The sequence below is a fragment of the Amycolatopsis sp. AA4 genome, from assembly GCF_002796545.1.
Classification (GTDB): Bacteria; Actinomycetota; Actinomycetes; order Mycobacteriales; family Pseudonocardiaceae; genus Amycolatopsis.
Window position 1 is genome coordinate 4,303,755 of sequence record NZ_CP024894.1, and the last position, 18,116, is coordinate 4,321,870.

Annotated in this window: 15 protein-coding genes and 1 pseudogene; 5 read left to right on the plus strand and 11 right to left on the minus strand. The window is 71.1% G+C overall.

All coding sequences use genetic code 11. The annotated features are described in order from the left end of the window. Nucleotides 1–12 precede the first annotated feature (12 nt). A complete protein-coding gene (locus CU254_RS20005) occupies nt 13–1,497 on the plus strand; it encodes an APC family permease (RefSeq protein ID WP_009078794.1) in 1,485 nt (494 codons plus the stop codon). Here the strand turns inward: CU254_RS20005 and CU254_RS20010 are convergent, their stop codons facing one another. Both CU254_RS20010 and CU254_RS20015 read right to left on the minus strand, forming a co-directional pair. Next, nucleotides 1,498–2,352: an SAM-dependent methyltransferase gene (locus tag CU254_RS20010; RefSeq protein ID WP_009078797.1), complete on the minus strand. Its 855-nt coding sequence runs from the start codon at nt 2,350–2,352 to the stop codon at nt 1,498–1,500. It abuts the gene before it with no gap. Nucleotides 2,353–2,407: 55 nt separating this feature from the next. Further along, nucleotides 2,408–3,073 (minus strand): hypothetical protein, encoded by a 666-nt coding sequence (locus tag CU254_RS20015; RefSeq protein WP_037714253.1) that lies wholly within the window; start codon nt 3,071–3,073, stop codon nt 2,408–2,410. 144 nt (nt 3,074–3,217) lie between these two features. Between CU254_RS20015 and pip the strand changes: the two genes are divergently transcribed. Beyond that, entirely contained in the window at nt 3,218–4,162 is a 945-nt protein-coding gene (gene pip / locus CU254_RS20020) for a prolyl aminopeptidase (protein WP_009078800.1), read from the plus strand. Here pip and CU254_RS20025 read toward each other — a convergent pair. Genes CU254_RS20025 through CU254_RS20045 form a run of 5 tightly spaced genes read right to left on the minus strand, consistent with a single transcriptional unit; the run spans nt 4,159 to nt 10,008 of the window. After that, the gene (locus tag CU254_RS20025) at nt 4,159–4,680 is read right to left on the minus strand and encodes a dihydrofolate reductase family protein (protein WP_037717554.1); all 522 of its coding nucleotides are present in this window, start codon (nt 4,678–4,680) and stop codon (nt 4,159–4,161) included. The two genes, pip and CU254_RS20025, sit on opposite strands and share 4 nt — an antisense overlap. Nucleotides 4,681–4,739: 59 nt before the next feature. Continuing rightward, on the minus strand, nt 4,740–6,356 hold the full coding sequence (locus tag CU254_RS20030) for an ABC transporter ATP-binding protein (protein WP_009078804.1): 1,617 nt from the start codon (nt 6,354–6,356) through the stop codon (nt 4,740–4,742). A gap of 4 nt (nt 6,357–6,360) precedes the next feature. Further along, nucleotides 6,361–8,049: an ABC transporter substrate-binding protein gene (locus CU254_RS20035; protein WP_037714255.1), complete on the minus strand. Its 1,689-nt coding sequence runs from the start codon at nt 8,047–8,049 to the stop codon at nt 6,361–6,363. Between the two features lie 19 nt (nt 8,050–8,068). Further along, complete coding sequence (locus tag CU254_RS20040) at nt 8,069–9,070, minus strand: ABC transporter permease (protein ID WP_009078807.1); 1,002 nt, start codon at nt 9,068–9,070, stop codon at nt 8,069–8,071. Continuing rightward, entirely contained in the window at nt 9,067–10,008 is a 942-nt protein-coding gene (locus CU254_RS20045) for an ABC transporter permease (protein ID WP_009078809.1), read from the minus strand. The genes CU254_RS20040 and CU254_RS20045 overlap by 4 nt, the downstream gene beginning before the upstream one ends. Before the next feature lie 320 nt (nt 10,009–10,328). Here CU254_RS20045 and CU254_RS20050 point away from each other — a divergent pair, with 320 nt between their 5' ends. Next, on the plus strand, nt 10,329–10,976 hold the full coding sequence (locus CU254_RS20050) for a S1 family peptidase (protein WP_009078811.1): 648 nt from the start codon (nt 10,329–10,331) through the stop codon (nt 10,974–10,976). Nucleotides 10,977–11,208: 232 nt separating this feature from the next. Then, a pseudogene (locus tag CU254_RS20055) lies at nt 11,209–11,817 on the plus strand (IS30 family transposase); the annotation flags it as partial. Nucleotides 11,818–11,898: 81 nt separating this feature from the next. Here the strand turns inward: CU254_RS20055 and CU254_RS20060 are convergent. Then, nucleotides 11,899–13,488 (minus strand): acyl-CoA synthetase, encoded by a 1,590-nt coding sequence (locus tag CU254_RS20060; RefSeq protein WP_009078814.1) that lies wholly within the window; start codon nt 13,486–13,488, stop codon nt 11,899–11,901. Between the two features lie 180 nt (nt 13,489–13,668). Between CU254_RS20060 and CU254_RS20065 the strand changes: the two genes are divergently transcribed. Next, entirely contained in the window at nt 13,669–15,768 is a 2,100-nt protein-coding gene (locus CU254_RS20065) for a serine/threonine-protein kinase (protein ID WP_009078815.1), read from the plus strand. A gap of 4 nt (nt 15,769–15,772) precedes the next feature. On the opposite strand, the gene CU254_RS20070 is transcribed toward CU254_RS20065, so the two are convergent. From CU254_RS20070 to CU254_RS44995, 3 genes are read right to left on the minus strand one after another with little or no spacing between them, the layout of a single operon-like run. Continuing rightward, the gene (locus tag CU254_RS20070) at nt 15,773–16,213 is read right to left on the minus strand and encodes a hypothetical protein (protein ID WP_009078816.1); all 441 of its coding nucleotides are present in this window, start codon (nt 16,211–16,213) and stop codon (nt 15,773–15,775) included. 49 nt (nt 16,214–16,262) lie between these two features. Then, nucleotides 16,263–16,628, minus strand: coding sequence for a YrdB family protein (locus CU254_RS20075; RefSeq protein ID WP_009078818.1), 366 nt, complete (start codon nt 16,626–16,628; stop codon nt 16,263–16,265). 60 nt (nt 16,629–16,688) lie between these two features. Then, the gene (locus tag CU254_RS44995) at nt 16,689–17,990 is read right to left on the minus strand and encodes a lysozyme (protein WP_009078820.1); all 1,302 of its coding nucleotides are present in this window, start codon (nt 17,988–17,990) and stop codon (nt 16,689–16,691) included. Nucleotides 17,991–18,116: the final 126 nt, after the last annotated feature.

An 18,116-nucleotide genomic window follows, 5' to 3' on the forward strand; every position in this document is an offset into this window, starting at 1 on the left:
AGGCGGTGAAGCGTGTCCGAACCCACCTTCGTCAACAGCGAATCCGGAAACCTGCGGCGGAATCTGCGCCGGATCGACTCGATCTTCCTCGCGATCGCGGCCATCATCTCGGTGGACACCATCGGCCAGATCGCGACCTCGGGGGCGGAGGCGGTCACCTGGACCGCCGTGCTCCTGGTGCTGTTCCTGTTCCCGTACGGGCTGGTGATGGCCGAACTGGGCAGCGCGTTCCCGGCGGAGGGCGGTCCGTTCGTCTGGCTGCGGCTCGCGTTCGGGAAGCTGCCCGCGGCGCTCGGGACGCTGCTGTACTGGATCACGAATCCGGTGTGGCTGGGCGGATCGATCACCTTCCTCGCCGCGGCGACCTGGCAGCAGTACCTCGTCCACGCTTCGCCGGGCGGGTTCGCGGACTACGCGTTCAAGCTCGTCTTCATCTGGCTGGCGATCCTCGGCGCAGTGGTGAGCCTGCGGTACGGCAAGTGGTTCATCGCCGCCGGAGCCTTGCTGAAGGTCGCGCTCGTGGTGCTTTTCGCCGTCACCGCGGCGATCTACGCGGCACGCAACGGCGTCCACGGCTCGCTCGCCTTCTCCCCGACCGTCGGCGGATTCCTCGCCGTGGTCCCGGTTTTGATGTTCGCTCTCGTCGGGTTCGAGGCTCCCAACGGTGCGGCGGAGGAGATGCACAACCCGCGGCGCGATGTCCCGGTGACAGTCGGGGTTTCCGGTTTGGTGTCGGCGTTGTGCTATCTGGTGCCGGTTTTCGGCATCGTCCTGGTGATGCCGGCGGACAAGATCAACGGACTCGGCGGGTTCCTCGACGCGGTGCGCCAGGTGTTCTCCGTCTACGGCGGCGCCTCGGACGCGATGCTGACGCTCGCCGCCGTCGTGTTCGTCTTCGTCCTGCTGAACCAGGGCTGCTCGTGGATGATCGCGTCGGACCGCATCCAGGCGATGGCCGCCGTCGACGGCGCCTTCCCGCGATGGTTCGGGGCGTTCCATCCGAAGCTGAACACGCCGTTGCGGGTCAACCTGCTCTCCGGCGTGGTCGCGACGGTGTTCACGGTGGTGGCGACGATCGTGCAGAGCAGTTCGGCGTCGGCGGTGTTCGCGGTGGTGCTCAACATCGCGGTGAGCACGTTGCTGCTGTCGTACCTGCTGATCTTCCCGACGATCCTGGTGCTGCGGCGGAAATACCCGTCGGTGGAGCGCCCGTTCCGCGTGCCCGGCGGCCGGGTCGGGCTGTGGGTCAGCGCGGTGCTGATCTACGCGTGGATCCTGCTGGGCGCGTGGCAGACGGTGGTGCCCGGGGTGCTGGACCGGGCACTCCGAGTGCCGTACGACTTCGAGGCGACCTGGGGCGTGTCGCGACTGACCTTCGAACTGTTCACGGCGGGGACGCTGGCGGTGCTGATCGGGTTCGGGGTGGTCGGGTATCTCATCGCCCGCAGGCAACCCGCCCCGGTCGCGGAACTCCCGCAACCGGCCGCGGCGTCCTGATCAGACCTTCCGTCCCACCACGCCCGCCACGCACTTCGCGGCGTCGCTCAGCGGCTTCAGCCTCGGGCCGTCCTGCCACCATTCGTCGGCGACCGACAAGCCCGGGCCGTCCGTGCGGCTCGGCGGGAGCAGTTCCAGGCCGGGCAGCATCGCCTCGATTTCGGCGCGCGTCCGGAACCGCCCGGCGCCCAGCGGGCCGGAGACGAGGATGTCCTCGATCCGTTTCGCCACCGCGGTCAGTTCCGGCACCTCGGGGTCGTAGAAATGCGCCATCGCGACGTACGAACCGGGCGCGAGGGCGTCGATGTACTCGCGCATCACCTCGACCGCGCCGTCGCCCTCGTAGTGGTGCATCGTGCCGATGTGCAGGAGCGCGACCGGCTCCGAGAAGTCGAGGTACTCGCGCACGGTTTCGTGCTGCAGCACCGCCTGCGGCTCGAAGATGTCGGCCTCGACCATGTGCGTGAAGTCGTTGTCCTCCAGCAGCGCGCGGCCGTGCGCGAGCACCACCGGGTCGTTGTCGACGTACACCACGTGCGCGTCGCGGTGGTAGCGCTGCACGATCTGGTGGGTGTTCTCCGCGGTCGGCAGGCCGGAACCGCAGTCGAGGAACTGGCGGATGTCGGTCTGGCTCGCCAGCATGCGCAGCACGCGGTTGTGGAAGCCCCGGTTGCCGCGCGCGATGTGGACCGCCTCGGGGACCGCCGCGCTGATCTTGTCCATCACCGCGCGGTCCACCTCGTAGTGGTGGCTGCCGCCGAGGAACCCGTCGTAGATCCGCGCGATGCTCGGGCGGTTCGGGTCCACCCCCACCGGCACCTGGCTGGGCGACAACGGGGACGACGAGCCGGTCATGGACACCTCGCGGAGCGGTCGGTCGGCAGTGGCCTACTCAGAGTAGTACTGCCGCTCAGCCGTGCCACCGGTGCGGCCGGTCGTCGTCGCCCCAGTGCTCCATGTACGAGCTCACCGCCGAGCGGAACGCGTCCTCCATCGAGCCGCCGGACTGGTTCTGGCTGTCCTGCTGCGGGGCCTGCGTCGGCTGGACGCGCGGCGGCGGCGCGGTCGTCGCGGGGCGGCTGCTCGCCCGGATCACCGTGTCGCGCACCTGGCCGCTGGCCGGGGCCGGGGACGCGCTGAGCGTGCTCACCGCGGGCGGCGCGGACGACGTCGTGCGGACCGGAGCGGGCGGCGGCGGCACGGGTTGCGGATCAGTACCGGACGCCGAGGGCCACAACGCCCACGACCCCAATCCCGCGCACACCACCACTGCCGCACCGGCGAAGACGCCGTATCGCGCCGGCCTTCGCTGCGGCGGCGGCGCGGTCTCCGCGGCGGGTGCGGGCGGATCGGCGACCGGCACCGGGCCGCGTTTGGCGAGCTGTTCGACCGGCGAGCCGGTCGAAACGTCGAGGACCCCGCCGAACGCCGAGGTCGGCTCGTCGGCCCGGTCGGCCCGGCGGCGCACGAGCGGCGGGGGTTCGCTGCCGTCGATCCGGGGCATCGGCGCCGTCTCGGACAGCCGCACGAGATTCGCGACCGACTCGAGGTCGCTGCCGGACTCCGGGTTCCCCATCCAGACCTCCACCCCGCCGGGGCCGCGCGTCCGCGGCGCTCCCGGCGCGCCAGATCCTAGGGACCCCCGGTCCGCGCTGTAAACCCGTCCCGGGCGTGATCCAGTACGCTCGACGGGTTTTCCGTCCCGGGGAGGAGGCCCGCGATGCGGCCGTTTTCGGTCGAACCCGACGCGACCGGCATGCTCGACGCCGGCGACGGACAGCAGATCTACTGGGACGCCAGCGGCTCCGGCAAGCCGGTGCTGTGCGTGCACGGCGGTCCCGGCGGAGGCGGCGGCAGCTTCGGCCGCAGCGGCTTCGACCCGGAGAAGTTCCGCGTCGTGGTGTTCGACCAGCGCGGCTGCGGACGGAGCACGCCGAGCGTCGCCGACCCGGCGGTCAGCCTGGAGCACCAGACGACCGAGCACCTGATCGCCGACATGGAGAAGCTGCGCGTCCACCTCGGCGCCGAAAACTGGCTGCTCTACGGCGGTTCCTGGGGCGCGACGCTCGCGCTGGCCTACGCCCAGCGGCATCCGGAACGGGTCAGCGGCATGGTGCTGGTCGCCGCGTTCGCCTCGTCGCCGGACGAGATCGACTGGCTCTACCGCGGCGTCCGGCGGCTGCTGCCCGCGCAGTGGGAGGCGTTCCGCGCGGGCGCGCCCGACCCGGACGGAGACCTCCTCGCCGGGTACTCGCGGCTGCTCGCGAGCCCGGACCGCGCGGTGCAGCTCCGCGCCGCCCGCGCTTGGTGCGCCTGGGAAGACGCGGTGATCTCGCACGAATGGGTCGGCGGCCGGACCGGCCAGTTCAGCGCGGGCACGGACGACGAGCTGATCACGCTCGCCCGCCTCTGCGCGCACTACTACGGCCACCACGCCTGGCTCGAGGACGACCAGCTGCTGCGCGACATCCATCTGCTGCACGGCATTCCGGCCGTGCTGATCCACGGGCGCGCCGACCTGAGCGCGCCGCTGCGGAAGGCGTGGCAGCTGGCTCAGGCCTGGCCGGACGCGGAGCTGGTCGTGATCGACGACGCCGGGCACACCGGGAGCCCGTCGATGGGGACGGCGGTGCTGGAGGCGATCGCCCGGTTCGAGGACCGCTAGCGCAGCACGCGGTAACGAAGGCTCGTTCCCCGCTGCGCCAGCAACTCCAGCGGCACCGGCGGACCCGGCCGCTCGAACAGCCGCACGCCGCCGCCGAGCAGCACCGGCATCACCATGACTTCGACCTCGTCCAGCAGACCGGCCTCCACGCAGGCCCGGCCCACCGAAGCGCCCAGCACGTTCACTGTCTTCTCCCCCGCCGCCGCCCGGGCCGCGGCGACGCCTTCCTCCAGCGACGCGCAGAACGTCACCCCCGGCACCGCGGGCGCGACGCCCCGGGTCAGGACGATCTGAGGACCGTCCCACAGGCCGCCGAAAGCCTTGCCCTCGTTCTCGGTGCCGCGGTACGGATCGTCGCCGGAGAAGGTCCGGCGGCCGACCAGCAGCGCGCCGACCTCGGCGGCCAGCTCGTCCGCCGAGGCGTCCCCGGTGTACGGCGCGAGCCATCCCATGTCCCCGCCGGGCCCGGCGATGAAGCCGTCCAGCGACATCGCGGCGGAATACAGCAGCTTTCCCATTTCCGGCACCTCCAAGTCGGTTTCCGGTACCGACTCCCGGCGGCGCGGAAACTCATCGGTCAGCCCGACAGCGCGCGCCAGGCCTCCCGGCGTTCCCGCTGCCGTTCCGGGTCCGCGACCGGAGCCGCGGCGACGAGTCGCCGGGTGTAGTCCTCCTGCGGCGAGCCGAGCACTGACGCCACCGGGCCCTCCTCGACCACGCGGCCGCGGTGCAGCACGACGACCCGGTCCGCGACCCGTTCCACCACCGCCAGGTCGTGGCTGATGAACAGGCACGCGAACGCCAGTTCCCGCTGCAGGTCCGCCAGCAGCTCCAGCACCGAGGCCTGCACCGAGACGTCCAGCGCGCTCGTCGGCTCGTCCGCGATCAGCAGCCGCGGCCGCAGCGCCAGCGCCCGCGCGATGCCGACTCGCTGCCGTTGCCCGCCGGACAGTTCGTGCGGGTACCGCCCGCTCCAGCCGGGGTCCAGCCGCACCGCGGAGAGGAGTTCCGCGACCCGTTCCCGGTGCTCGCCGCGTTCGCCGTGCACCACCAGGGGTTCGGCGATGCTCGCACCGATCGTCGCGCGCGGGTTGAGCGCGGAGGCCGGGTTCTGGAACACGATCCCGATCTGCCGCCGGATCTCCCGCCGCTGCCGGGCCGTCGCGCGCGCGACGTCCACGCCGTCGATCAGCACCGAACCCGCCGACGGGGCGACCAGACCGGTCAGCACCGAGGAGATCGTGCTCTTGCCGGAACCGGATTCGCCGACGAGGCCGAGCACCTCGTCGGTCCCGATCGTCAGCGACACCCCGTCGACCGCGCGCACCGGAGGGGCACCGCCGCCGACCCGGTAGGTCACCGCCAGATCCGTCACCGAAACCAGCGGAGCCGACGTCGGCCGCACCGCGCTGGCCGGTTCGGCACCCAGTGACAGCACCGAATCCAGCAGTTCCCGCGTGTAGTCGGCTTGCGGGGAGGCGAACAGCCCGGCCGCGGTGTTCTGCTCGACGACCTCTCCGTCGCGCAGCACCACCACCCGGTCCGCGACGTCGGCGACCACGCCCATGTCGTGCGTCACCAGCAGGATCGCCGTCCCGAGCCGGTCCCGCAGCGACCGGAGCAGCTGCAGGATCCCGGCTTGCACGGTGACGTCCAGCGCGGTCGTCGGCTCGTCCGCGACCAGCAGCTTCGGGTCGTGGAGCAGCGCGAGCGCGATGACCACCCGCTGCAGCTGGCCGCCGGACAGCTCGTGCGGATAAGCCCGCAGCACCCGCCGGGCATCCAGTTCCACGAGGTCCAGCAGTTCCCGGGCCCGCTCCCGCGCCGCGGTCCGCGAGACCTTCCGGTGCGCCCGGACCGCGTCCACGAGCTGCGTGCCGATCCGGAACACCGGGTTAAGCGCGCTCATCGGCTCCTGGAACACCATGCCGATCTCGCCGCCGCGCACCGCGCGCCGCGCCGGACCGTCCACTGTGTACAGATCGCGGCCGGCGAGCACGGCGGACCCGGCGACCGTCGCGGTGTCCGGCAGCAGGCCGAGCAGCGACAGCGCGGTGACCGACTTGCCGGAACCGGATTCCCCGACGAGGGCGACGACCTCGCCGGGGTTCACCTCGAACGAGACCTCGCGGACGGCGGCGGCGGCGCCGAACCGGATCGAGACGTCGCGCAGGGAAAGCAGCTGCTCGGACACGGGATTACTTCGCCAGGCCCATCTGGAGGTAGTTCGGGTACGCGGGGAACGCGCCGATCGCGAAATTGCCGACCTTCGCCCCGTGCAGGAACGAGTTGCGCGTGTAGATCAGCGGCACCACCGGCGAGTCCTGCATGATCCGCTTGTCCGCCTTGGCCCACAGCTTCCCGGCCGCGGTCGGGTCGACCGTGCCCTGCGCTTCCGCGATCAGCGCGTCCACCTCGGGCGCCGAGTAGCGCGACTCGTTGTACCCGCCGTTGCCGATCTCCGACGTGCCGAACAACGGCTCGATGTTCGCGTTGGCGCTCGGGAAGTCCGGCTGCCACGAACCCAGGGTCAGGTCGTAGTTGCCGTCGTTGCCGGTGACCAGCGTGGTCCAGGCCTCGTCGTCGAGCGGGCGCAGCTTCGTGCGGATGCCCGCGCGCTGCAGCGCGGCCTGGATCGCCTGCGCCTTGTCCGCCTCGTTGTTCGCCGTCGACACCGGGAAGTCCAGGTTGTCGATGCCGTTCGGGAAACCCGCCTCGGCGAGCAGCTGCTTGGCCTTCGCGACGTCGCCGGACGGCGGGGCCGGGTACAGGTCGTACACCTCGCGTCCGGCGATGCCCTCGGTGATCAGCGTCGTGGCGATCGGACCGGCCAGGTCCGCGCTGCCCGCGGCGGCGACCTGGTAGGCGGTCTTGTCCACGGCGTACTGGAACGCCTGGCGCACCTTGGGATTCGCCAGCGGGCCGCGTTTCGTGTTCAGCGCCAGGTAGGCCAGCGCGCCGGACTTCGACGTGACGAGCTGGTTCTTCGCCGCCGGGTTCGTGCGGATCTGCGCCAGCTGCGCCGGGTTCACGAACGACGAGCCGAACGCGAACGCGTCGTTGCCCTGGCTGGCCAGCAGCCGCTTGGCGACGACGCCGGTGTCCTGGCCCATCTGGATCACGACCGCGTCCGGCAGGCCGGTGCGCGCCAGGTCAGTCTTGGCGTCCCAGTTCGGGTTCCGGACGAACTTGACTTGCACGCCCTTCTGGTACGACTCGACCTGGTACGGGCCGGACGCGACCGGCTTCGTGTCGTAGGTCGCGTCCGTGCCCTTGCCCTTGGGCACCGGGGCGAACGCGGGCATGCTCGCGATCCACGGCCAGTCGCCGTACGGGCGGGCCAGGTGGAACACGATCGTCTTCGGGTCCGGCGTCTCGATCGAAGCCAGTTCGCCGCCCTTGAACGGGCCCTTGTAGTCGGGGCCGCCGGCGAGCAGGGTCTTGTGGTAGCCCAGGCCGCCGGAGAACGCCGAATCGAACGACCGCTCGATGCCGTACTTGATCTCGGCACTGGTGATCGGCGTGCCGTTGGCCATCTTCAGGCCGTCCTTGAGCGTGTACGTCCAGGTCTTGCCGTCCGCGCTCGCCCGGCCGGTGTCGGTGGCGAGGTCCGGGACCACGGTGGCCGGGCCGTCGGCGGAGGTCTTCCACGCGGTGAGCCGCCGGTGGATCAGGCTGATCGTGGTGATCGCCAGGTTCTGGCTCTTCGCCGGGTCGAGGTGCTGCGACGTGGTGTCGCTGAGGATGTACAGCGTCCCGCCGGACGACACCGCGACCGCTCCCCCGCCGCCGGACTGCTCGTTCGCGTTGCACGCGGCGAGGAACGCCCCGGCCCCGGTGGCCGTGGCGGTGACGCCGAGCGCCTTCAGGAAGTCCCTGCGATCCATGGTTTTTCCGTTCCCTTTCTCACGAACCGAGCCGAGCGCGGGGGTCGAGGACCCCGTAGAGCACGTCCACCGCGAAGTTCGCGAGGACGACGAAGAAGGCGACGAACAGGCTGACGCCCATCAGCACCGGCAAGTCGATCTGGTGCACGGCGTCGACGAGCAGCCCGCCGAGACCGGGCAGCGCGAACACCCGCTCGGTGATCACCGCGCCGCCGAGCAGCGCGCCGACGTCGACCGCGAACACCGTCACCACCGGCAGCAATACGTTGCGCAGTGCGTACTTCCCGATGACGGTGCGCTCCGGCAGACCGACCGCCCGCGCGGTGCGGATGAAGTCCTCGCCCATGATCTCGAGCATCTGCCCGCGCGAAAGCCGGGCGTAGACCGCGGCGTTGATGAACGCCAGGACCAGGCACGGCAGCACGAGATGCCAGGCCCAGTCGACCGGGCTTTGCGCGAACGTCACATAGCCGCTCACCGGAACCACGTCGAGCGTGAAGCCGAACAGCAGAATTCCCAGCAGCCCCACCAGATACGCGGGCGCGGACACCCCGGCGAGCGTCACCGTCATCGCGGCCCGGTCGGCGAACTTCCCGCGGCGCAGCGCGGAGAACACGCCGGTCGCGACGCCCGCGATCAGCCAGATCACCGACGCGCCGACGGCCAGCGAGACCGTGACCGGCAGCCGGTCGCCGATCAGCGTCAGCACCGGTTCGCTCTGCTGGAACGAGTAGCCGAAGCAGGGCGCGGAGCACACGATCGCCGTCACGCCGGCCCCGAACGTGCGGCCGGTGAAGATGCCGCCGAGGAAGTCGAAGTACTGCTGGATCCACGGTTTGTCGAAGCCCATGAACTCGCGGGCCAGCGCCAGGTTCTCCGGCGTGCACGGTTTGCCGCACGACATGTACGCCGGGTCGGTGGGCAGCAGGTAGAACACCGCGAAGGTGCCGAAGCTGACCACGAGCAGGACGCCGAGCATGCCCAGCAGGCGGATGCCCACGAAGCGCAGGGTGCGGTTCACCGGCGCACCGCCGTCTTCGGGTCGAGCGCGTCGCGGAGCCCGTCGCCGAGCATGTTGAACGCGAGCGTCGCGAGGAACAGCGCGGCGCCGGGGAAAATGAGGAACATCGGATCGGTCTGCACCCAGTTGATCGCGTCGCTGATGGAACGGCCCCAGCTCGGGGTGGGCGGCGGGATGCCGACGCCGAGGAACGACAGCGCGGCCTCCAGGCCGATGTTGGCCGGGATGCTCACCGTCGCCAGCACGATGACCGGTGCCCACAGGTTCGGCAGCAACTCGCGGCGGAACACGTGCACGCCGCCCGCGCCGAGCGCCCGGGCCGCCTTGACGAAGTCGCGGTTGCGCAGGCTCAGCGTCTGCGCGCGGACCACCCGGGCCACGCGCGGCCAGCCGAACAGGCCGATCACCGCGATCAGCAGCAGCGGCCGCGGGATCGACTGCGGGGCGACCGCGCCGAGCGCGATCATGAAGATCAGCTGCGGGAACCCGAGGAGCACGTCGGTCACCCGGCTCACCACCGTGTCCCACCAGCCGCCGACGTACCCGGCGCTCGCCCCGAGCAGCACGCCCAGCAGCATCGACACCGCGGTCGCGGCGAGCCCGATCAGGAACGACGTCCGCGCGCCGTATGCGACGACCGCGAAGAGGTCCCGTCCGGTGAGCGGTTCGACGCCGAACCAGTGGCTTCCGCTGATGCCGCCGAGAAATCCGGCCCCGGTGCCGTCGGCCGGATTCAGCAGTTCGGTGTGGTACGTGTACGGATCCTGGCCCTCGATCAGGGCTAACAGGGGAGCCGCCAGAGCGGTGACGATCACCAGCACGATGACGACCGCGCTGGCTTGCGCCCAGCGGTCGTGCCGCAGCGCGCGCCACAGGTTCCGGGAGGCCGGAGCGGCCGCCGGGACACTGGCGCCGCCCGGCGACAGGATGTCGGACAACGGTTCCCTATGCAGATCAGCGTTACTTGACGACGTGACAGTAAAGAACCCGAACGAAATTCACCACGATGGAGGCGCCCCTCCCGGATCGTGAGACGCCGCCGACGTCGCCCCTCCCCGCGAGATCGCCGCTGTTCGCGCAGGTCGCCGCCGGTTCGGCAGCCCGGCCCAGTCTGCCGTGCCGAGAGTTGTCCGGCCAGCGTTGCTGTCACCCGTTCGGACGCAATCCCGGAACGGTCGGCTGACTCGGTTTGTGCCGTCGCCCGCCCGGCACTGGACTGGGCGCGTACTCAGTCTCATGTGGACGGAAGGACCTGCCGATGTTCCGCTGCTCACGCCGCAAGCTGGCCGGAGTGCTGTGTTCCGCGGCCGCGGCCGCCACGCTGGCCAGCCCGCCCGCGTCGGCGGCCACGACGGTGAACGGCGGCGACGCGATGTACACCGTGTCGCCGGGGCCCGGCCGCGAGCCGTACTACTGCTCCGCCGGGTTCGCGATCCTGGTCAAGGACGTCCGGTACCTCCTCACCGCGGGACACTGCACCGAACACGGGCTCGATTGGAAGGACATCGGCCGCAACGTCGACAGCCACTTCCCGGTGACCGATTACGGCCGCGTCGAGGACCCGTCCGGCTCCGGGCACAGCCAGGTCGACCTCTACGACGGCAGCACCCAGCGGATCCTGCGCGCGGGCACCCCGCAGGTGGGGCAGCTCGTGTGCAAGAGCGGCATGACCACGAAGAAGACGTGCGGGAAAGTCCTCGGCCTCAACCAGACCGTGAACTTCGGCGACGGCAAGCAGGTCGTCGGCACGATCGCCACGGACATCCCGGTCGGGGACGGGGACAGCGGCGGCCCGCTGTTCTACGCCGGGGTCGGATACGGCGTGCTGTCCGGCGGGAACAACCAGGTCAGCTTCTTCCAGCCGCTGCCGCAGGTGCTCGCCGCTTACGGGGCGACGCTCGCCTGATCTTCGGGTTCGTGAGGGGAACCCTGAGGGGCTCTGCTGGGGTCCTAGTGGTGTTTGCAACACCCGAGTTGCGCAGGGGTTGCGATGTTCGTGGCCGGGAGAGAGCGGGCGTCGCGGGGTCAGGTGAGGCTGGCGGCGGAACGCCGCCGCTATTTTGATCTTGTGGCGGACGGTGTGGGCACGGTCGAGTCGTGCCGGATGGTCGGGGTCGACCGCAGGACCGGGCGTTGCCGGCGAACTGCGCCGCGAACTGCACCGCGCACTGCGCACCGGACGCGCCGTGCGCAAACCCCGCGCCTCAGGCGAGCGACGCCGGCCCCGCTTCGCCGAACCCATGGCCATGATCAGCGACCGGCCCGCCGAAGCCGCCGACCGCGCCGTCCCCGGCCACTGGGAAGGCGACCTCATCATCGGCAAGGACAACGCCTCCGCCATCGCCACCCTGGTCGAACGCACCACCCGCTGCACGATCCTGGCGCCCCTGCCCGACGGCCGCGGCGCCGACGCCGTCCGCGACGCCCTCGCCGACACCCTTCCCGAGCACCTGCGACGATCCCTGATCTGGGACCAGGACAGCGAAATGGGCCGCCACCACGAATTCACCGTCGCCACCGGCATCCCCGTCTACTTCCGCGACCCCCACAGCCCCTGGCAACGCGGCAGCGACGAAAACACCAACGGCCTGCTCCTCCAATACTTCCCCACAAGCACCGACCTGTCCCTCCACACCGCCGACGACCTCGCCGCCGTCGCCGCACAACTCAACCGGCGCCCACGCAAAACACTCGACTGGGACACCCCAGCCGAACGCTTGACTAAACTCCTGGCCGAATCCAGCTGACCACCCGTGTCGCAACCACCCCTGGAATCCACCCAGAGTCCCGCAGGGTTCCCCTCACGGCCGACGACCGCGCACGGGCAGTCAGCCCCGCGCCAGTCCGGCGTGCCCTTCCCGCAGCGCGCGCTTGACGATCTTCCCGCTCGGGTTCTTCGGCAGCGCGTCCACGAACACCACGTACTTCGGGCATTTGTACCCGGCCAGGTGCTCGCGCGCGTGCGCCAGCACCTCTTCCTCGGTGAGCACGACGCCCTCGCGCGGCACGACCGCCGCGGTGACCGCTTCGATCCAGTGCGGATGCGCGACCCCGAACACCGCGACCTCGGCGACCCCGTCGAGCAGGTACAGGGCTTCCTCGACCTCGCGGCTCGCGACGTTCTCGCCGCCGGTCTTGATCATGTCCTTCTTCCGGTCCACCACCGACAGGTAGCCCTCTTCGTCGAGCACGCCGAGGTCGCCGGAGTGGAACCAGCCGCCTTCGAAGGCCGCGGCGGTTTTCTCCTCGTCCTCGTAGTAGCCGAGCGTCGCGTGCGGGCTGCGGTGCACGATCTCGCCGACCTCGCCGGGCGGAAGTTCGCGCCCTTCCTCGTCGACGATCCGGGTCTCGACGTTGATCGACGCGCGGCCCGCCGAACCCGCCTTCGCGAGTTGTTCGTGCGGGCGCAGGATCGTGGCGAGCGGGGCCATTTCGGTCTGGCCGTAGAAGTTCCACAGCTGCACGTCCGGCAGGCGGCGCGCGAGTTCGCGCAGCACCTCGACCGGCATCGGAGACGCGCCGTAGTAGCCCTTCCGCAGGCTGGACAGGTCGGTCGTGTCGAACGCCGGGTGCCGCAGCAGCGAGATCCACACCGTCGGAGGGGCGAACAGCTTCGTCGCGCGTTCGCGTTCCACCGCGGCCAGCAGCGCCGCCGGGTCCGGGCCGGGCAGGATCACGCTCGTCGCGCCGACGTAGACGTCGACCGACAGGAAGCAGTCCAGCTGCGCGCAGTGATACAGCGGCAGCGAATGCACCTCGATGTCGTCGCCGGTCATGTTGCCGTCGATCGCGCACGAGACGTATTGCGCGATCAGTGACCGGCTCGAAAGCAGCACGCCCTTCGGCCGCGATTCGGTGCCGGAGGTGTACATCAGCCGCAGCGGGTCGTCGTCCGCCACCAGCACCGCCGGCGCGCTTTCGTCTCCGGGCTGGTCGATCCAGTCCGCGACGCTTTCCCATTCGCCGCCACTGCCGCCGATCCGCCCGCGCAGGACGTCCGTGCGGCCGGCGCGCTTCAACGCCTCCGCCGCGGTGTCCAGCAGCGCGTCTTCGGCGATCAGCCCGGACACTCCGGCGTGGCCGAGGATGTACGCGACTTCCTCCGCGCCGAGCATGAAGTTCACCGGCACCAGCACCACGCCCAGCTTGGCCGTGGCGAACACGAGCACCGCGTACTCCCAGCAGTTGCGGCTGAGCAGCGCGAGCCGGTCGCCCTTCGCGAGGCCGCGTTCGGCGAGCCGGTGCGCACAGCGGTTGACCGCCGCGTCGAACTCGCGGTAGGTCGCGCGTCGCTCGCCGGAGACGATCGCGAGTTTGTCCGGGAGGCGCAACGCGGTGCGCCGCAGCAGATCCCCGACGGAGTGCTGGCGGGCGTGCTGGATCGCTTCCGCCGTTTCGGCGCGGTATGGGCTCGGCATAGCGGGAGTCTCATCGACCGGGGCGGCGCGCGCAAGCGGGACCGGCCGCCGCGCTCGGCAGGCTTTCCGGCACCACCCGGGGAGGGGCGCGCGGCCGAGACCGACGCTCGACCGGGCGGACATCACCGGCAGGCTGCGGCGGTACCGACTTGTCCGCCAGCTCTCGCGCCCCCGGGATGAGTGAGGTCTTCTGGGCGGTCGCGCACGGTGGCGCTCAAGGTCGTCGGCCCGGAATTCATGGCGGTGCCCGGATTCCGCACCCGCTTCGAGCGCGAAACGCGGATCGCGCGCGACCTCGTGCACCCGAACGTCGTCCCGGTGCTCGACGCCGGGTTCGCCGAAGACGGCTGCCTGGGCTACCTCGCGATGGAGTACGTGCGCGGCACGAACCTCGCGCGGCTGCTCGCCGAGCGCGGTGCGCTGTCGTTCCAGGAGACTGCCGCCATCGGGCGCGGGATCGCCGCCGCCCTCGACCCGGCCCACGACCGGCGGCTCGTGCATCGGGACGTCAAACCCGGCAACATCCTGCTCGCCGCTGACGGCCGCGCGTACCTGTGCGACTTCGGCATCGCCCGCCAGCTCGACCTGACGCAGCTCACCGCGACCGGGGCGTTCGTCGGCACGACCGACTACGCCGCTCCCGAACAACGCCAGGGCAAACCGGCCGGACCGGCCGCCGACGTGTACTCGCTCGCCTGCGTGCTCGGCGAATGCCTCGCCGGCGCTCCCCCGGGCCACCACGCCAAACTCAGTCACCCCGGCGCGGGCGCCCTCCGCCGGTCGCTCAGCACCGATCCGGCGGACCGGCATCCGACGTGCACCGCGCTGATCGAGGATCTGGTCGCCTCCGCGCGCTGGGACCGGCGGCGCAGATGGCTGCTTCGCGCGGGAGTCCCAGCGGTCGCCGCGGCCGGGCTGCTCGTCGCCTCGCTGACCACCGGGTCGCTGTCCAGTCTCGACGACGCCACTCTCGCCCGGGTGCCCGCCGCCTTGCGGGCCGACTGCGCGACCGCGGACAAGCCCGTCTCCGGCGCCACCGCGACCATCACCTGTCACGACGCGTCCGGCCGCGCCGCGACGATCGCGCTGTACGCCGACCCGAAGCAGACCGCCGACGCCTACTCCGCCTCCCTGTCGAGCATCGGCGAGTCACCCGGGCAGGGAGACTGCGCCGTCGCCTCGTGGGCCGAACACCGTTATCCGGCAACCGGTCCCGCTCAGGGCCGGGTGTTCTGCGGGGTCGGAGGCGGCCGGTCCTTGGTGGTCTGGAAGGACGACGCCGCCCGCTCGATCACCACCGCCACGGCCTCCGCGGACGACGACGCGGCTTTGCGGGCCGCCTGGGTCGGCTGGACCGGCGCGCCCGCTTTTCCGACCGCGGACGAAAAAGCCCTCACCGACATCGCCGCCGGAAACCAGTGCCGCCGCGCGGCGCCGGCGGATCTCGGCAACTACCCCGGCGCCATCGCCGGAATCGCCTGCACGCCCCACGGCACCGGCGCGCGCGACGTGTCCTACTACCGCTTCGCCGACACCCAGACCCTGCGCACCAGCTTCGACAGTCTCGTCACCGCCGCGAAGGCCCCGAGCGGAACCCCTTGTCCCGGCGCGGTGCCGAGCACCACCCGCTTCGACTGGCTGAGCGTCGATCTCGGGCAGGTGCTGTGCCGCCCCGGCCGGGACGGCACCGTCGCGATCGACTGGAGCCTCGATTCCTTCCGCGTCGTAGGACACGTCGCCGGGCCCGGACCGGGGTACGTCGGCAACTGGTGGGAGGAATGGCATCTCGCGCCGCTGAGCCGGATCGTCGCGCAGGTCAACCGCGAGGCCTCCCCCGCGTTTCCGACCCCGGCAGAAAACGCGCTGCTGCAACGGATCCCGGCCGCTTCGCGGATCAACTGCGTGCGCCCGTCCGCGGACCAGCGCTGGCAAGACCTCGGCGCGGTGCCTGCGGACGCCGCTGTCGCGTGTGGACAGACCAGCGGCGCCGGACTGGTCGTCTACTACCAGCTTCCCGACGCCGCCACGATGAACCAGGTGTTCAACAGCACGCAGACCACCGAGAAGGCGTGCACCGACCAGCCGTCCGATTTCTCGGCCGACCGCCCGTACTCGCGCGACGGCCGCACCGGACGCCTCGCCTGCGCCACCCTCAAGCCCAGCGGCGAACGCTCTCTCAAGTGGACAGACGACCAGGCGAAAATCCTCGCGGTCGCCCACCGCGGCAGCGAACCCTTCGCGATGATCGACTGGTGGACCCACGACGCCGGCCCGGTCTAGGCGGTCAGCCCTGCACGGAGCCGCCGACCGAGGCCGACCCGGTGACGTTCCCGGAACCGCCGCTCGCGGTGAGCACGGACTCCTTGCCGTCCACGACCGAATACATCTCCACGTGGCCGCTCGCGCCGGAATAGGTGACCTCCAGCGTCCACTGGTGCGGTTTCCCGTCCGCGGGCACGGTGAGCGACTGCCGCCACGGCATCTTCACCGGCCCGGTTTCCTTGGCGGCCCCGTCCAAGGTGTACGTGACCTGTTTCAGCGAACCGGAACCGGTCGCGTTCAGCACGAGCGTGTGCGGCTGCCGATCCGGCACCTGCTCCTTGACCGGTGCCGCGGACGAAGACGACGGCGGAGGCGCGGGAGCCGGGCTGCCCGAGCACGCGGTCGCCGCGGCGAGCAGCGCAACCGGCGCGAAGACCGTCCGGGCAGCAGTGCGAAAGTCCATGCGCGCACCGTACTGAGTCAGCGCCGGGACCGGTCCCCGCTCGGGAAACTCAGCCGTCTTTCGCCCACACCCGCACGGCCGCCGCGACCGCGATCCCGGCCACGCCGAGCACGATCCCCGCGACCAGCAGCCCGGACGCGATCAGTCCGAGCGCCGCGACCGCGAACAGCCCGACCTCCAGGAAAAACCGCGTCGGCTCGGGCGCGCGCCGCTTGGCCTTCGGCGCGATCACGAGTCCCCAGATCGCCCCGGCCAGCGCCGGCCACAGCACCGCGGACAGGATGTCGAGGAACACGCTCCCGCCGAGCCGCGCTCCGGCGACCGCGAGACCGGCGAGCAGCGCCAGTTCGGTCAGGAAGCGGACGGCGAGCACCGCGCCGCGGAAACCGCGCAATTCGGGTCGAGTGGTGGTCACGCCGGGAAGCCTAACGGCCGGGCCCGCGCTCCGGGGCGCGGAGTGCGGACCCGGCCGGGATCAGCGCCGGGCGACCATCCGGGACAGCGTCATCAGGATCGCCCCGAACACCAGCAGCGCCGCGCCGAACACGGCGAGCCGCGGGGTGCTCACCCCGGTTTTCGCCAATGCCTGCTGCTTCGGCTGGCTGGTTTCCGGCGCGGAGGTCTGCGTCGGCTCGCTGGTCGTCGCCTTCTGCGCGACCGGGGCCTTCGGCGTCACCTTCGCGACCTCGTGCACGCGAGCGGTCAGCTGGTCGGCGTGCTTGGCGTCCGACAGCGACCCCGGCGGGTTCGCCTGCTTGCCGCCCGCCCAGACAAGACCGCTGATGTCCTTCTTCGGCGTGGCCGACGAGGTCGACGTCGGCGGCTTGGTCGCCGAAGACGCCGAAGACGTCGAGGACGCCGGGCTGCTGGACGTCGTCGGGCTCGTCTTCGTCGGCGCAGCCGGCGAACTGGTGGCCGAACTGGCCGGCGTCTTCGTCGCGGAGGTCGGCGGCGCGCTCGTGGTCGGCTGAGCCGACGTCGGCGGCTTCGTCGAGGTGCTCGGCTTCGGCGGAGCCGGGGCCTCGCTCTTCGGGGCGTCTCCCCCGGCGAGCTTGATCAGCTGCTCCATTGAGCCGTTGAACGAGTCCTGGTCGCCGGGCTTGTTGCCGGAGTCGGAGTACTGCCAGATCGTGTAGTACCGCCAGCCCGAGGGCAGCGGGCCCGCGCTCTGCGCGTAGCGGGCGATGAACAGCGGATGCGTGTCGCCGAACGCCGCCGAGTTCCCGGTGCAGGTCTTCCACCAGTCGGTCGTGGTGTAGAGCATCGGCCAGCGCGACGTTTTCGCGTGCACCCGCTCGGAGAACGACCGGACCCACGACACCATCGCCGACTGCGACAGGCCGAAGCAGGTCGAGCCGGACGGGTTGTACTCGATGTCCAGCATCGGCGGCATCGTGCGGCCGTCCGCGGACCAGCCGCCGCCGTGCGCCACGAAGTAGTCCGCCTGCGTCGCGCCGTCGGACACGTCCGGCCGGGCGAAGTGGTACGCGCCGCGGATCATCCCGACGTCGTACGAACCGTTGTACTGCTGCGCGAAGTACGGGTTCCGGTACCCGGTTCCCTCGGTCGCCTTCACGTACGCGAAACGCGCGCCGGCGTTCCAGGCCGCTTTCCAGTCCACATTGCCCTGATGGCCGGACACGTCCATGCCCGGCACCTCGGCAGGCGCCGCCACCGCCCGGGGCGCGTGCAGCAGCCCCAAAGCACCGACCGCGGCAACCGCTGCCGCCGCGACGACCGCACCCGCCCGAGCCGCTATCCGCCCGGAGCCCGTCATCCTCTACTCCCTCTTCTTTTCCCGCCCTGGGAGCGCTCCGGCCGTCCGAGTCTCTTCCCCAAGATCGGCACCGGATCACCTGGGCGAGCCCCAGTGTGTGTGACACGCGGGACGCCTGTAAACCAC

Coding starts and splice junctions, on each gene's coding strand:
- CU254_RS20010 (WP_009078797.1), bottom strand. CDS start 2,352: ATGACCGGCTCGTCGTCCCCGTTGTCGCCCAGCCAGGTGCCGGTGGGG.
- CU254_RS20015 (WP_037714253.1), bottom strand. CDS start 3,073: ATGGGGAACCCGGAGTCCGGCAGCGACCTCGAGTCGGTCGCGAATCTC.
- pip (WP_009078800.1), top strand. CDS start 3,218: ATGCGGCCGTTTTCGGTCGAACCCGACGCGACCGGCATGCTCGACGCC.
- CU254_RS20025 (WP_037717554.1), bottom strand. CDS start 4,680: ATGGGAAAGCTGCTGTATTCCGCCGCGATGTCGCTGGACGGCTTCATC.
- CU254_RS20035 (WP_037714255.1), bottom strand. CDS start 8,049: ATGGATCGCAGGGACTTCCTGAAGGCGCTCGGCGTCACCGCCACGGCC.
- CU254_RS20050 (WP_009078811.1), top strand. CDS start 10,329: ATGTTCCGCTGCTCACGCCGCAAGCTGGCCGGAGTGCTGTGTTCCGCG.
- CU254_RS20060 (WP_009078814.1), bottom strand. CDS start 13,488: ATGCCGAGCCCATACCGCGCCGAAACGGCGGAAGCGATCCAGCACGCC.
- CU254_RS20070 (WP_009078816.1), bottom strand. CDS start 16,213: ATGGACTTTCGCACTGCTGCCCGGACGGTCTTCGCGCCGGTTGCGCTG.
- CU254_RS44995 (WP_009078820.1), bottom strand. CDS start 17,990: ATGACGGGCTCCGGGCGGATAGCGGCTCGGGCGGGTGCGGTCGTCGCG.